Here is a 13,539-nt window from a genome sequence, read left to right on the forward strand (position 1 = left end):
GCTGGTCACTTCTGTCACAGCCTCTTTTCAAATAAAATTAATTTTATTTGAGGAAATGTAATCGAAATATATTTTTGAAACTTACTTTTTGATACCTCTCCAAACTAAATAACTCAATGAAGAAATCGAGTATGAGAAAGTTAAGGGGTAGTGACATAAAAAATAAAGATCAAAAGCAGCTTTAATCAGAACTGCCTTTTTTTGCTTATGCACTACAAGTATAAGTATGAACCATTAACTAACTTATAGTCATAGAATTTTCATTCCAAATGATGAAAACTGAATTTTAAGACTAGAAGCAGATTTATTAACTAATATCGTAAGTAATTGACAACTAAGCATAACTAAAATCATAATGTAATTAAACTAAAGGAGCTTGTATGAAAAAAAAACCAACAAAAAGTACTGAATCAGCTAAATTAGCTTTATTTGAACTATTGAAAGTTCACTCTTTTTCTCAAATTACCGTCAATGATATTTGTAAAGAAGCTGAAATTGGTCGTTCGACTTTTTATAAATCATTTTATGATAAGTATGATATCCTAGAGGCAGAAAATCAAGATATCTGTCAAAAAATCAAGTCTTCACTAGCGGATCTAATGACCATGGCGAATATCACTACCCATTTGCAGGAGCTAGTTGAAATAGTAAAATCTACACGTTTTTTACAAATGATTGAAATTGAAGAAGGAACAGTCAATTTAAGAAAACAAATTCTTTCACTTTTAGAAGATCAGTATATCCAGTACTATAATTATAAAGATATAGCGATCAAATGGTCGATTTCATATGATTTTGCAAAAGAGCTTTTTTGTTCAGCAGCTCTTGCTTTTATTGAAACATCCTTAAATGAATCCGATCCTGTCATTTTAGAACAAAATCAATTTTTTTTAGAAAAAATAATGAAACAATTTACACATGTATGATGAATAAGTTTAAATTCGATCAAGTAATGTGTCTAACATAGACCATTTTTTAGTTGGTTTTAGCTGAATATTTTGACCATTTTTTATCACTTGATTTATTGACTTCAAAGCCGAAATATCTTCTAATGGGTTTTTCTTAAGTAAAATCAAGTCTGCTTGTTTTCCTACTTCAAGAGAACCGTAGTGTTTTTCTATTCCTAAAATTTTTGCATTATTTAATGTAGCGTGTTGCAAAATAGTTAAAGGAGAAACGTGACCAAAGCGTACAGTATGATCCAGTTCACGCCAGATATCGTAATGTGTGACAAATGACATTGAAGCATCATTTCCCATCCCAATTTCAATTTCAGATTCTACTGCTTGCTTAAAACCACTAATCATTTCTTGATAAACAAGCTTTCCATTTTCAATCACAATGTCACTTAGCTTTAATTCCGCTTTAGTCAAAAACATTGAAGGAAATGCTGCGGTAAATGTAGGGATTAGCGAACTGTGTCCTCTCAAACTCTTAGGATTTTTTTTAAATAAATTGATAATCTCTTGATCCATAACAGCTCCATGTTCAATCGTGTCAACTCCACCACGTAAAGCAATTCTCATACCTTCTGTACTTTCAACATGCGCTGCGACCATACGATGGTTTTTATGAGCTTCGTTGCAAATCGCAATTATTTCTTCTTCTGTAAATTGTAAAGCTCCCGCTTCTCCAATACGTTTTGCATCTGTGACGCCACCTGTAACGCAGATTTTAATCCAGTCGATTCCATGCTTCATATTTTTACGAACATTTTTACGTCCTTCCCATGGTGAATCACTTTCTAAGGCTAAGAATGGTGCGCCGTGTCCGTCAGTAGTACTCAAGAAAAAGCCAGAAACAAATAGTGAAGGACCAATAATTTTTCCACTATTGATTTGATCACGTAATTTAACATCTTGATAAAAAAATTCACCGACTGAACGAATTGTCGTAACACCCGACATAAGTTCAATTTGAGCATGTTTTTTCATTTGTTTCAGTAAAATATTTTTCCCGAATCGTGTTTGTGCCAAACGATAAATTAAGTGAAGCAGTTTTGGAGATATATTTAAGTTCATCGGCTTTCCAGAACCGAATAGATGTGCGTGACCATTGATTAGCCCAGGGAGTGCATAGTTACCTTCACCTTCAATTATCTCGCAATTTGTTGTGGGACTAATTTCTGGTGCAATCGTATCAATAACTCCATCTTGTGTATAAAGAATATCCACTGTACGAATATTTCCACTTTTTAAATCGATATGCTGGACGTTTTTTAAAAGTATGTTTTTCATTTTCAATCTCCTTAGTAACTACTCTAGTTTTGGTTTTAATTATAAAAAACGTTTCTTCAAAAAAATAGAAACAATTCTTGTGAAATGTCTCTTTTTAGAAGTTATTAACATCTTCTATTTATCTGTGCATTAGCTAGTAGTAAAAGTTGAAGAATATTTTTTAAGAAAATAAGAGAACTCATGCTCTTAGATACAACTATGCAGTCACTAAATGCATGGTATACTAAAGATAAAGGAGTTTTTTTATGGATATTTGGGAGAAATTATACGAGTCAGCAAGTCCATTATATGATCCTCACGAAGTATCACCTTTTATCTATGCGCAACATGTCGTCTGTGCATTAGAAGCGGAAGATGGGCAAATATTTACAGGCTATTGTTTTGAAGCGACAGCGGGTGTCTTTCATCTGTGTGCTGAACGTGCAGCAGCTTTTAATATGTATCAATTCAGTAAACAAACTAAAATCAAACGAATCCTCACGTGTCGCAATGAAGCACCACAAGGAATAGGAGGGATGCCTTGCGGTGCTTGTCGAGAATTTTTGATGCAGCTACATCCTGAAAATGCAAAAATAGAATTCATGGTCGACTATTCAACACGGGAAACGATCTTGTTAGAAACGTTACTTCCAAAATGGTGAGGGATGGATAGAGCATAAATAAGAATTTAGAAGCGAAAAAGGGTCGTGAAAAAAGTATCTACTAGGATTCTAATTCATTACTTCGTACCTTTGAAGTTAAGCAGAATCAATTAGGCTATCGGGCAACATATCATAGAGAAATATAGATCATATTAACATAGGATCTACAATGCAATCAAAAAAACAAAGAATTGACAGCTTTCTCTTTGATTCGCAATGGGTATTAAGCTGTAACAAAAGACACTAAAAAACACCTTTTTGAGATGACTCGAAAAGGTGTTTTTTAGTAGGTTATAACACGGTATACAATTGACTACGAATCGTGCGTAAATGTTCCTTTGTAGTAAAAATCGTTAGAATATCACCGGCCTTGATCAAAGTGTCGCCATTGATCAACAAGACTTGATCCCCACGTTGGATCGAGACAATCAAGACGTGATCAGGCCATTTGATTTCACGGATCGTTTTGCCGACATATGGACTTTCAAGTGTAATTGGGTACTCAATGACTGTTTGTTTGGTAGATGTGGTCTCGTGTTGCCCAACTAAACGTGCTAGGAGTGATTCATAGATCGGAGCCCCACCTAATGTGTCGACAACGAGATAGGCAATCAAAGCCACCATTCCAGTGGCCATCAAATGATGTAGTGATCCAACCATTTCAGTAATCAAGATGATCGCGGTAAGTGGTGCTTTTCCGATGGCTGCAAAGTAACCCGCCATGCCTACAATAATGAAATTTTTCATATACACATCATCCAAATCAAGATAACGAATCGCGATCAAAGCAAATAATGCTCCTGCTAAAGCGCCTAGCGTCAAGATAGGTAAGAAAATCCCTCCTGGTAAAGAGGCACCGTAAGATACCATCGAAAAGACAAAGCGTAAGACGAGAACGCCGATCAATGGCAAGATCGTCCAAGTCTGGGCTTCGACACCTGTAATGACTTGGTGTCCGCCTCCTAATAAATCAGGAAATAATAAACCGATCGGAACGATCAAGATAAAGGGAACAATTCCGTGAAAGGCGATAGGGAGTTTGATGTGACTGTACCATTTGGGTAATCCTAGTAAGACTACTTGATATAAACGGGCAAATAATCCCAATAAAATAGCAAATACGATCAATAACCAATAATCTTTTAGTGGCATATCTTGTAATTCGCCAAGATAGAGCACGGGTTTTAAACCAAATACATAAAGTGAGACCATATTGGCGGTAAGTGCAGAAGCAAAAGCAGTGAGCCAAACCAGTGGCGAAAAGGTATGATGGATCTCTTCTATAATAAACATCAATCCTGCGATCGGTGCATTAAACGCAGCTGAAAGACCTGCACTTGCTCCACTTGAAATAAAAATTTTACGTTCAAATCCTGTTGTTTTGGTCGTTTCAGCAAATCCTTGTCCGATCGTAGCACCTAGTTGGATCGAAGGCCCTTCGCGACCTAAAAAGAGTCCTGAACCGACAGCAATCAATCCGCCAATAAATTTCTTCCAAAGAACAGAAAACCAGTTATAATCTAATTCTTCTTGTAATTGCCCTTCAACTTGGGGAATTCCACTACCTTTGATCATCGGTTCTGAGCGAATCAAAAGACCGACGATTATCGCAGATCCGATCATCAAAAGTAACCAAGCAAGGATCCAAAGAGGATGATACGGTAATACTTTATATACTGAGATGCACCACTCTGTCAACGTGCCGATCCCTAAACGAAATAGACTAACCGTGATTCCTGTAAGTGCTCCGATCACGATTCCTTTTAACACAAACGTAAGTCGTGTATGATCTAAAAAACGTAATTCATGTTTTGTCACATTGATTCCTCCATTTCATTCTTATGGTACGCTTGTTTAATTCTAGATACAAGCTAAGTTTTAGGAAATTTCAGATAAAATACTGAAAATTTGAGGTCGTAAATGCTATAATAATAAAGATTGCCAAAGAAAGGATGTTGAGAGATGTCATCCAAACAGACATTATTACAAGGTATGAATGAGCAGCAAAAACGCGCTGTGGAAACAACAGAAGGCCCGCTACTACTAATGGCAGGTGCTGGAAGTGGAAAAACACGAGTTTTAACACACCGTGTTGCGTATTTAATCGAAGAGCGAGAGGTGAATCCCTGGAATATTCTAGCGATCACGTTTACCAATAAAGCCGCAAAAGAAATGCGCGAACGGATCCAAAAACTATTAGACTATGGATCAGAAGATATTTGGGTATCGACGTTTCACTCGATGTGTGTCCGTATTTTAAGAAGAGATGTCGAAGCGTTAGGATATACGCGTAACTTTACGATTTTAGATCCTTCAGAGCAGTTGTCTTTGATCAAACGCGTGTTAAAAGACTTGAACTTAGATCCGAAAAAATATGACCCAAGAAGTTTATTAGGTACGATCTCAAATGCGAAAAATAATTTACAAAGTCCAGAAGACTATGAAAAATTAACGGGAAATTATTATGAAGAACAAGTGGCGACGTGCTATACGCGCTATCAAAAAGAATTAGTAGCCAATCAGTGTATGGACTTTGATGATTTAATCATGAATACAATCGAATTATTTGTAAAACATCCTGATGTATTAGCCTTTTACCAACGTAAATTCCAATATATCCATGTGGATGAATATCAAGATACCAACCATGCGCAGTATACCTTAGTGAAACTATTGGCAGCACGATTTAAAAATCTTTGTGTAGTCGGCGATGCCGATCAAAGTATCTATGGTTGGCGCGGTGCCGATATGCAAAATATCTTGGATTTTGAAAAAGACTATCCCGATGCCAAGGTTATTTTATTAGAGCAAAACTACCGTTCGACTCAAACGATTTTAGAAGCGGCCAATCAAGTGATTGAAAACAATCGAAATCGTCGTGCGAAAAAATTATGGACGGAACAAACGTCTGGTGAAAAAATTTTTTATTATCGTGGCGAAAGCGAACGTGATGAAGGGCGATTTGTAGTTTCTGAAATCACAAAAGCCATTCGTGAACGCACCCATACGTATCAAGATTTTGCTGTGTTGTATCGCACCAATGCGCAATCACGGATCGTCGAAGAATCGCTTTTAAAAGCCAATATCCCGTATAAAATGATCGGGGGCCAAAAGTTCTATGCCCGCAAAGAAATTCGCGACATCTTAGCTTATCTAAGTGCTTTAGCTAATCCAAGTGATTCCTTGAGTTTAGAACGGATCATCAACGTACCAAAGCGTGGTGTAGGACCAGGATCTGTTGAAAAATTACGTGACTTTGCTGAGATGCATGAATGGTCACTACTAGAAGCGGTGTACAATATCGATCTATCTGGTATCGGTGGTAAAGCTGGACGTGAGCTTGGCAATTTTGGGCAAATGATGCTCGATCTAAGTCAAATGATCCCATTTTTGACAGTGACGGATTTAACAGAAGAAGTCTTGAAACGCACGCACTATCTAGAGGAATTAAAAGCTCAAAAAACGATTGAAGCGCAAGCTAGAATCGAAAACTTAGAAGAGTTTCTAAGTGTGACAAAGGAATTTGATCGTCAGTATGCACGACAAGAAAATGACGAAACAGAAAGTAAATTGTCGCTATTTTTAAATGATCTGGCTTTGGTATCTGATTTAGATTCATATGAAGAAGAAGTCGCACAAGTAACGTTGATGACCCTTCATGCAGCCAAAGGATTAGAGTTTCCAGTCGTCTTTTTAGTGGGGATGGAAGAAAATGTCTTCCCACTTTCACGTGCATTACAAGAAGAAAGTGAATTAGAAGAAGAACGTCGTTTAGCCTATGTAGGAATCACGCGAGCAGAACGTCGCTTGTATTTATTAAATGCTTTTTCTCGTACCCTTTACGGTCGCACGCAATACAATAAACCGTCTCGTTTTATTGACGAAATCGATGAGAACTTGCTAGAAGTGATCGGCCGTAATGTCGCTTCACCTAAATCCAGTCAGCGACCAACGATCGTTCAAAACCGTCCGATGCCACGTGCGGCAAGTACGTATCAACAACCAACAAAATCTGGAGTATCAAGTAAGCAACAAAGCGGTGCGCAACAAGAAAGTTGGCAACCAGGAGATCATGTCGCCCATAAAAAATGGGGCAAGGGGACAGTCGTCCGTGTCAATGGTTCAGGTAGCGATTTAGAATTAGATATTGCCTTTCCGCAACAAGGGGTGAAACGATTACTCGCAGCCTTTGCACCAATCACACGAGCTTAGGAGGAAATAAGATGGAAGCGACTCAAGAAATTATCGATCGCATTGCGTATTTACAAGCTGAACTGACGAAATATGGAATGGCGTATTATGTAAAAGATCAACCATTAGTCGACGATGCGACATATGATGCGTTATATCGAGAACTAGAAGAATTAGAAGCTAGCTATCCGCAATATCAAACCGAAGATTCACCGACAGCACGCGTTGGGGGCATCATCTTACCAGGCTTTGAAAAAGCGATTCATGAGATTCCGTTATATTCTCTTTCAGATGTGTTTACTAAAGAAGAATTGTTTGCATTTGATCAACGTGTACAAAAAACTTTAGGATACGAGCCAAAATATGTCTGTGAATTAAAAATCGATGGTTTGTCGATCTCATTGACGTATGAAGCGGGGCGTTTAGTACGTGCTGCGACGCGTGGAGATGGAACAGTTGGTGAGAATATTACCGAGAATATTAAAACCGTTCAATCGGTACCGCTGCGTTTACCACAAGAAATCGATCTTGAAGTACGTGGAGAATGTTATATGCCTAAAGCTTCTTTTTTAGCATTGAATCAAAAACGGGAAGAAGAGGGTCTGGAAACCTTTGCCAATCCAAGAAATGCTGCAGCAGGAAGTTTGCGTCAATTGGATTCTAAAATCACAGCAAGTCGTAATTTGAGTACCTTTTTATACACGTTAGCCGATTTTGGTCCCTTACAAGTTACCACGCAAGAAGAAGCCTTAGTCCATTTAGGTGAATTAGGCTTTCGCATTAATCCGGAACACCATGTGTGCCACTCGATCGAAGAGGTTTGGTCATTTATCGAAGATTTTCATGACAAACGCAGTGAATTGCCTTATGAAATCGATGGGATCGTGGTCAAAGTCAATGAATTTGCAGCGCAAAACAGCTTAGGCTTTACCGTAAAAGCACCACGTTGGGCCACAGCATATAAATTTCCGCCTGAAGAAGCGGTGACAACGATCGAAGATATCGATTGGACGATCGGTCGCACTGGAGTATTAACGCCAACAGCTGTTATGACGCCAGTAAAAGTAGCAGGAACAACCGTTGCGCGCGCCAGTTTACACAATGGCGATTATATTGAATTAAAAGATATCCGATTATATGATCAAGTCGTGATCTATAAAGCCGGCGATATTATTCCAGAAGTTTCTCATGTGGTACTTGATGCGCGTCCAAAAGACAGCGTAGCGTACGTGTTACCGACACATTGTCCGGCATGTGACAGTGAGCTTGTGCATCTAGAAGAAGAAGTCGCGTTGCGCTGTATCAATCCAAAATGTCCCGCGCAATTAAAAGAAGGATTGGCCCATTTTGTCTCTAGACAAGCGATGAATATCGATGGTGTAGGTCCTAGAGTGATTGCACAATTATTTGATCGTGCATTGGTCAACGATACAGCTGATCTGTATAAATTGACGAAAGAACAATTGATCGAACTGGATAAGATCAAAGAAAAATCAGCGGATAATATCCTATCTGCAATCGAAGCAAGCAAACAAAATTCACTAGAACGTTTATTGTTTGGTTTAGGGATCCGTCATGTGGGAGCTAAAGCGGCACGTTTATTGGCAGAAGAATTTGAGACATTAGAACGCTTCTTTACTGTAAAAGAAGAAGATATTCTAGCGATCCATTCGATTGGTCAGACGATTGCCGATAGTGTCGTGACGTATTTTGCCACACCTGAAGTACGCGAATTGGCCAATGAATTTCGTGAAGTAGGCGTCAATACAGCCTATTTAGGAAAGAAAGCAAGTGATCTCGCAGAAGTCGACTCGTACTTCCAAGGAAAAACGGTCGTCTTAACTGGGAAACTGACTCATTATACAAGAGAAGAAGCCAAGGCTAAGATCGAAAGCTTAGGTGGAAAAGTGACGGGAAGTGTGTCGAAAAAAACCGATCTTGTGGTGGCAGGCGAAGATGCTGGAAGTAAACAAACCAAAGCACAAAATCTGGGTGTTTTGATTTGGAACGAAGCGCAGATGGTAGAAGAACTAGATAAATCGCAAGAATAATCTTGAGTGGATAGGAAAAACAACTGATTTTTATTTCAAGATGTCAGATAAAATGATACAATACAAAGTAGAAATTTCGAAGAGGAGGATTTTATGGCAATTACAGAAGAACAAGTCAAACATGTAGCCAAATTGGCGAAACTTTCATTTGCAGACGAAGAACTGCATGAATTTACGGCACAATTGGATAAAATTATTGAAATGGTAGAAACATTAGAAGAAGTGGATACAACAGGTGTTCCATTTACTTCTCATGTAGTCGATTCAATCAATGTATTACGTGAAGATCATGCTGCTCCAGGCTGGGATCGCAAAGAATTATTACGCAATGTACCAGAATCTGAAAATGGATTTATCAAAGTGCCTGCGATTTTAGACAATGGGGAGGCCGGAGCATAATGGAAAAATTATATACAAAAACAATCGAAGAATTACATGCATTATTAGTCTCAAAAGAAGTAACAGCAGTCGATGTGACGAAAGCTTTTTTTGACCGTATCAAAGAAACAGAACCAACAATCGATGCTTTTTTAGCATTAAATGAAGAAAAAGCTTTAGAAATGGCGAAAGCATTAGATCTAAAAGGCATTACACCAGAAAATGCCTTAGCTGGTATTCCAATCGGGATCAAAGACAATATCGTCACAAAAGATTTGCGTACGACTGCGGCTTCAAAAATGTTATATAATTTTGATCCGATCTATGATGCAACGGTGATGGAAAAAGTCTATCAAGCCGATATGATTCCAGTTGGAAAATTAAATATGGATGAATTTGCGATGGGTGGAAGTACCGAAAATTCTCACTTTAAACAAACAAAAAATGCGTGGGCTCAAACAAAAGTTCCTGGTGGCTCTTCAGGTGGTTCAGCAGCAGCAGTAGCCGCAGGTCAAATCCCAGCTTCTCTAGGTTCAGATACGGGTGGTTCGATCCGCCAACCAGCTGCATTCAACGGAATCGTAGGGATGAAACCAACATATGGCCGTATCTCTCGTTTTGGTTTAATTGCTTTTGCGTCTTCATTAGACCAAATCGGACCATTGACACGCACAGTAAAAGACAATGCCTTAGTATTAAATGCTATCAGTGGCTATGATGCAAAAGATGCAACATCTGCTGGACGTTTGGTTCCTGATTTTACTGAAAAATTAGATCAAGGCGTAAAAGGCATGAAGATCGCCTTACCTAAAGAATATTTAGGCGAAGGAATCGATGCTGGCGTTAAAGAAGCAATCTTAAAAGCAGCAGATACGTATCGTAAATTAGGCGCAACGGTTGAAGAAGTCAGCTTACCTCATTCAAAATATGGTGTAGCGGTGTATTACATCATTGCCTCTTCAGAAGCAAGCTCAAACTTACAACGTTTCGATGGAATTCGTTATGGTTTCCGCTCTGAAAATGTGTCAACGTTAGATGATGTATATGTCAATTCAAGAAGTGAAGGATTTGGCGATGAAGTCAAACGCCGGATCATGTTGGGAACATTCTCACTAAGTGCCGGATATTATGATGCTTACTTTAAAAAAGCAGGGCAAGTCCGTACATTGATCAAACAAGACTTTGACAAAGTATTTGAAGACTATGACATGATCATTGGACCAGCAGCGCCAACTGTTGCCTTTGGAATTGGTGAAAATATCAATAATCCACTAGCAATGTACTTAGCTGATCTATTAACGATCCCAGTAAACTTAGCTGGTCTTCCAGGGATGTCGATTCCTGCTGGCTTATCAAATGGATTACCAGTCGGCTTACAATTGATTGGAAAACATTTTGATGAAGCAACGATGTATCAAGCAGCGTATGCGTTTGAACAAGCAACTGAGTTTCATTTACAACAACCTGCGATTTTAGGAGGGACAAACGCATGAACTTCGAAACAATTATCGGACTAGAGGTCCACGTTGAGTTAAAAACCAATTCAAAAATCTTTTCACCAGCACCGGCACACTTTGGGGCAGAGCCAAATACGAATACGAATATCGTGGACTGGGGCTACCCAGGTGTGTTACCGGTGATGAATAAACAAGCGTTAGAATTTGGGATGCGTGCAGCGTTAGCGTTAAACTGTGAAATCTCGAAAGAAACGCATTTCGACCGTAAAAACTATTTCTATCCAGATAATCCAAAAGCCTACCAAATCTCTCAATTTGATCAACCGATCGGACACGATGGCTGGATCGAGATCGAAGTTGAAGGCAAAAAGAAAAAAATCCGTATCGAACGTGTACATTTAGAAGAAGATGCTGGGAAAAATATGCACGGAATCGGGGGATACTCTCACGTGGACTTAAACCGTCAAGGAACTCCACTGATCGAGATCGTATCTGAAGCAGATATGCGTTCACCTGAAGAAGCGTATGCGTATTTAGAAGCATTGCGTTCGATCATCCAATTTACTGAAGTATCTGATGTGAAAATGGAAGAAGGCTCAATGCGTTGTGATGCCAATATCTCATTACGTCCTTATGGTCAAGAAAAATTCGGAACAAAAGCTGAATTGAAAAACTTGAATTCGATGACATTTGTCAAAAAAGGATTAGCCTTTGAAGAAAAACGTCAAGCGAAAGTCTTATTATCAGGTGGCGAGATCCAACAAGAAACAAGACGTTTTGATGAAACAACGAATAAAACGTTGTTGATGCGTGTCAAAGAAGGTTCATCTGACTACCGTTATTTCCCAGAGCCAGATCTACCACGTTTTGTGATCGATGATGAATGGATCGAACACGTACGTCAAAGCTTACCAGAATTACCACAATCACGTCGTGCACGTTATTTATCTGAACTTGATCTTCCAGAATACGATGCGATGGTCTTGACGCAAACAAAAGAAATGTCTGATTTCTTTGAAGAAACACTAGCGCATGATGCAGATGCGAAACAAGTATCAAACTGGTTGATGGGTGAAGTGTCCGCTTACTTAAATAGTGAAAAACTAGCACTTGCGGAAACGAAATTGACACCAAGCAATCTTGCAGGCATGATCAACTTGATCGCCGATGGAACGATCAGTTCAAAAATCGCGAAAAAAGTGTTCCGTGAATTGATTACAAATGGTGGCGATGCTAAAGAAGTCGTAGAAGCAAAAGGTTTAGTTCAATTGTCTGATCCAGCGCAATTATTGCCAATGATCAATGAAGTATTGGATCAAAATGCCCAATCGATCGAAGACTTTAAAAACGGAAAAGATCGTGCGGTCGGCTTCCTAGTCGGTCAAATCATGAAAGCTTCACGCGGAAAAGCCAATCCTGGTGTTGTGAATCAATTGTTGCAACAAGAATTGGCGAAAAGATAGAAGGTCTGAACATGAAAAAAGCGCGAGTAATCTATAATCCAACTTCTGGAAAAGAAACGATGAAGCGTAGTTTAGCCGACATTTTAGATGCTTTAGAACAAGCCGGCTACGAAGCCAGTGCCTATGCGACGACACCACAACCAAATTCAGCAAAAGATGAAGCCAGACGTGCCGCATTAGCTGGATTTGAGCTGATCGTCGCAGCCGGTGGCGACGGGACGATCAATGAAGTCGTCAATGGGATCGCACCACTTGAGACGCGTCCGAAGATGGCGATCATTCCTGGTGGAACGACCAATGACTATGCACGTGCACTACGGATCCCTAGAGATAATCCAAAAGCTGCGGCAGAAGTCGTATTAAAAAATCAGACAGTTAAGATGGATATTGGAAAAACACCGGAGCAATATTTTATCAATATCGCAGCCGGTGGTCATCTGACAGAATTAACGTATGATGTGCCTTCAGAATTAAAAAGTGTCTTTGGCTACTTAGCCTATCTAGCCAAAGGTGCGGAATTGCTTCCTCGGATCAAACCAATCAAAATGCACTTTAAATATGATGATGGTGAATACGATGGCAATGCGTCGATGTTCTTTTTAGGATTGACCAATTCAGTCGGCGGATTTGAAAAAATCGCGCCGGATGCGAAGTTAGACGATGGGAAATTCTCATTGATCATCGTCAAAACAGCGAATGTCTTTGAAATCGTTCATTTGGCTTCATTGATGTTAAATGGCGGAAAACATATCAAAGATCGTCGCATCATCTATACGAAGACGTCAAAACTTGAAGTGTCGGTTCCATCAGAAAATCATCGTTTGATGATCAATCTTGATGGGGAGTATGGAGGAGATGCGCCGATGGTATTTGAGAATCTGCATAATCATATCGAATTTTTTGCAGATCTCGATGCGATGCCAGATGGCGCAGTGATCGGCGAAGAGGAATTGACCTCGATTGGACGTAGTTTCATTAAAGAAGTGGAAAAACTAAACGATGAAGACATCGATGGCGATGGCAAAATCGGATAAATGAGGTAAGTTGAGTGAGAATTCACTCATCTTGCCTTTTTTACTTGCTTAACCGTATAAAAACCGCTAGAATGACTTGAGGTTTAA

The 13,539-nt window shown here is 39.1% G+C and carries 10 protein-coding genes; 8 read left to right on the forward strand and 2 right to left on the reverse strand.

Annotated features, from left to right (window positions below; genetic code table 11):
• Nucleotides 1-380 precede the first annotated feature (380 nt).
• Complete coding sequence (locus I573_RS07595; RefSeq protein WP_016185604.1) at nucleotides 381-926, forward strand: TetR/AcrR family transcriptional regulator; 546 nt, start codon at nucleotides 381-383, stop codon at nucleotides 924-926.
• A 9-nt stretch (nucleotides 927-935) separates the two neighbouring features.
• Here I573_RS07595 and I573_RS07600 read toward each other — a convergent pair whose 3' ends face one another.
• Nucleotides 936-2,237, reverse strand: coding sequence for a metal-dependent hydrolase family protein (locus I573_RS07600; RefSeq protein ID WP_016185603.1), 1,302 nt, complete (start codon nucleotides 2,235-2,237; stop codon nucleotides 936-938).
• Nucleotides 2,238-2,482: 245 nt separating this feature from the next.
• Between I573_RS07600 and I573_RS07605 the strand changes: the two genes are divergently transcribed.
• A complete protein-coding gene (locus I573_RS07605) occupies nucleotides 2,483-2,878 on the forward strand; it encodes a cytidine deaminase family protein (RefSeq protein WP_016185602.1) in 396 nt (131 codons plus the stop codon).
• Between the two features lie 291 nt (nucleotides 2,879-3,169).
• Here I573_RS07605 and I573_RS07610 read toward each other — a convergent pair whose 3' ends face one another.
• Complete coding sequence (locus tag I573_RS07610; RefSeq protein ID WP_016185601.1) at nucleotides 3,170-4,696, reverse strand: ClC family H(+)/Cl(-) exchange transporter; 1,527 nt, start codon at nucleotides 4,694-4,696, stop codon at nucleotides 3,170-3,172.
• Nucleotides 4,697-4,840: 144 nt separating this feature from the next.
• Here I573_RS07610 and pcrA point away from each other — a divergent pair, with 144 nt between their 5' ends.
• From pcrA to I573_RS07640, 6 genes are all read left to right on the forward strand, one after another.
• Nucleotides 4,841-7,090 carry a DNA helicase PcrA gene (gene pcrA / locus I573_RS07615; protein ID WP_016185600.1) on the forward strand — a complete coding sequence of 750 codons (2,250 nt, stop codon included), beginning with the start codon at nucleotides 4,841-4,843 and terminating at the stop codon, nucleotides 7,088-7,090.
• A gap of 11 nt (nucleotides 7,091-7,101) precedes the next feature.
• Nucleotides 7,102-9,120, forward strand: coding sequence for an NAD-dependent DNA ligase LigA (gene ligA, locus I573_RS07620; protein WP_016185599.1), 2,019 nt, complete (start codon nucleotides 7,102-7,104; stop codon nucleotides 9,118-9,120).
• Nucleotides 9,121-9,213: 93 nt separating this feature from the next.
• Nucleotides 9,214-9,519 carry an Asp-tRNA(Asn)/Glu-tRNA(Gln) amidotransferase subunit GatC gene (gene gatC, locus I573_RS07625; protein WP_016185598.1) on the forward strand — a complete coding sequence of 102 codons (306 nt, stop codon included), beginning with the start codon at nucleotides 9,214-9,216 and terminating at the stop codon, nucleotides 9,517-9,519.
• Nucleotides 9,519-10,991: an Asp-tRNA(Asn)/Glu-tRNA(Gln) amidotransferase subunit GatA gene (gene gatA, locus I573_RS07630; protein ID WP_016185597.1), complete on the forward strand. Its 1,473-nt coding sequence runs from the start codon at nucleotides 9,519-9,521 to the stop codon at nucleotides 10,989-10,991. The genes gatC and gatA overlap by 1 nt, the downstream gene beginning before the upstream one ends.
• The gene (gene gatB, locus I573_RS07635) at nucleotides 10,988-12,418 is read left to right on the forward strand and encodes an Asp-tRNA(Asn)/Glu-tRNA(Gln) amidotransferase subunit GatB (RefSeq protein WP_016185596.1); all 1,431 of its coding nucleotides are present in this window, start codon (nucleotides 10,988-10,990) and stop codon (nucleotides 12,416-12,418) included. The genes gatA and gatB overlap by 4 nt, the downstream gene beginning before the upstream one ends.
• An 11-nt stretch (nucleotides 12,419-12,429) precedes the next feature.
• The gene (locus I573_RS07640; protein WP_016185595.1) at nucleotides 12,430-13,452 is read left to right on the forward strand and encodes a diacylglycerol kinase; all 1,023 of its coding nucleotides are present in this window, start codon (nucleotides 12,430-12,432) and stop codon (nucleotides 13,450-13,452) included.
• The last annotated feature ends 87 nt before the right edge of the window (nucleotides 13,453-13,539 follow it).

The sequence above is a fragment of the Enterococcus sulfureus ATCC 49903 genome (assembly GCF_000407605.1).
GTDB lineage: Bacteria > Bacillota > Bacilli > Lactobacillales > Enterococcaceae > Enterococcus_G > Enterococcus_G sulfureus.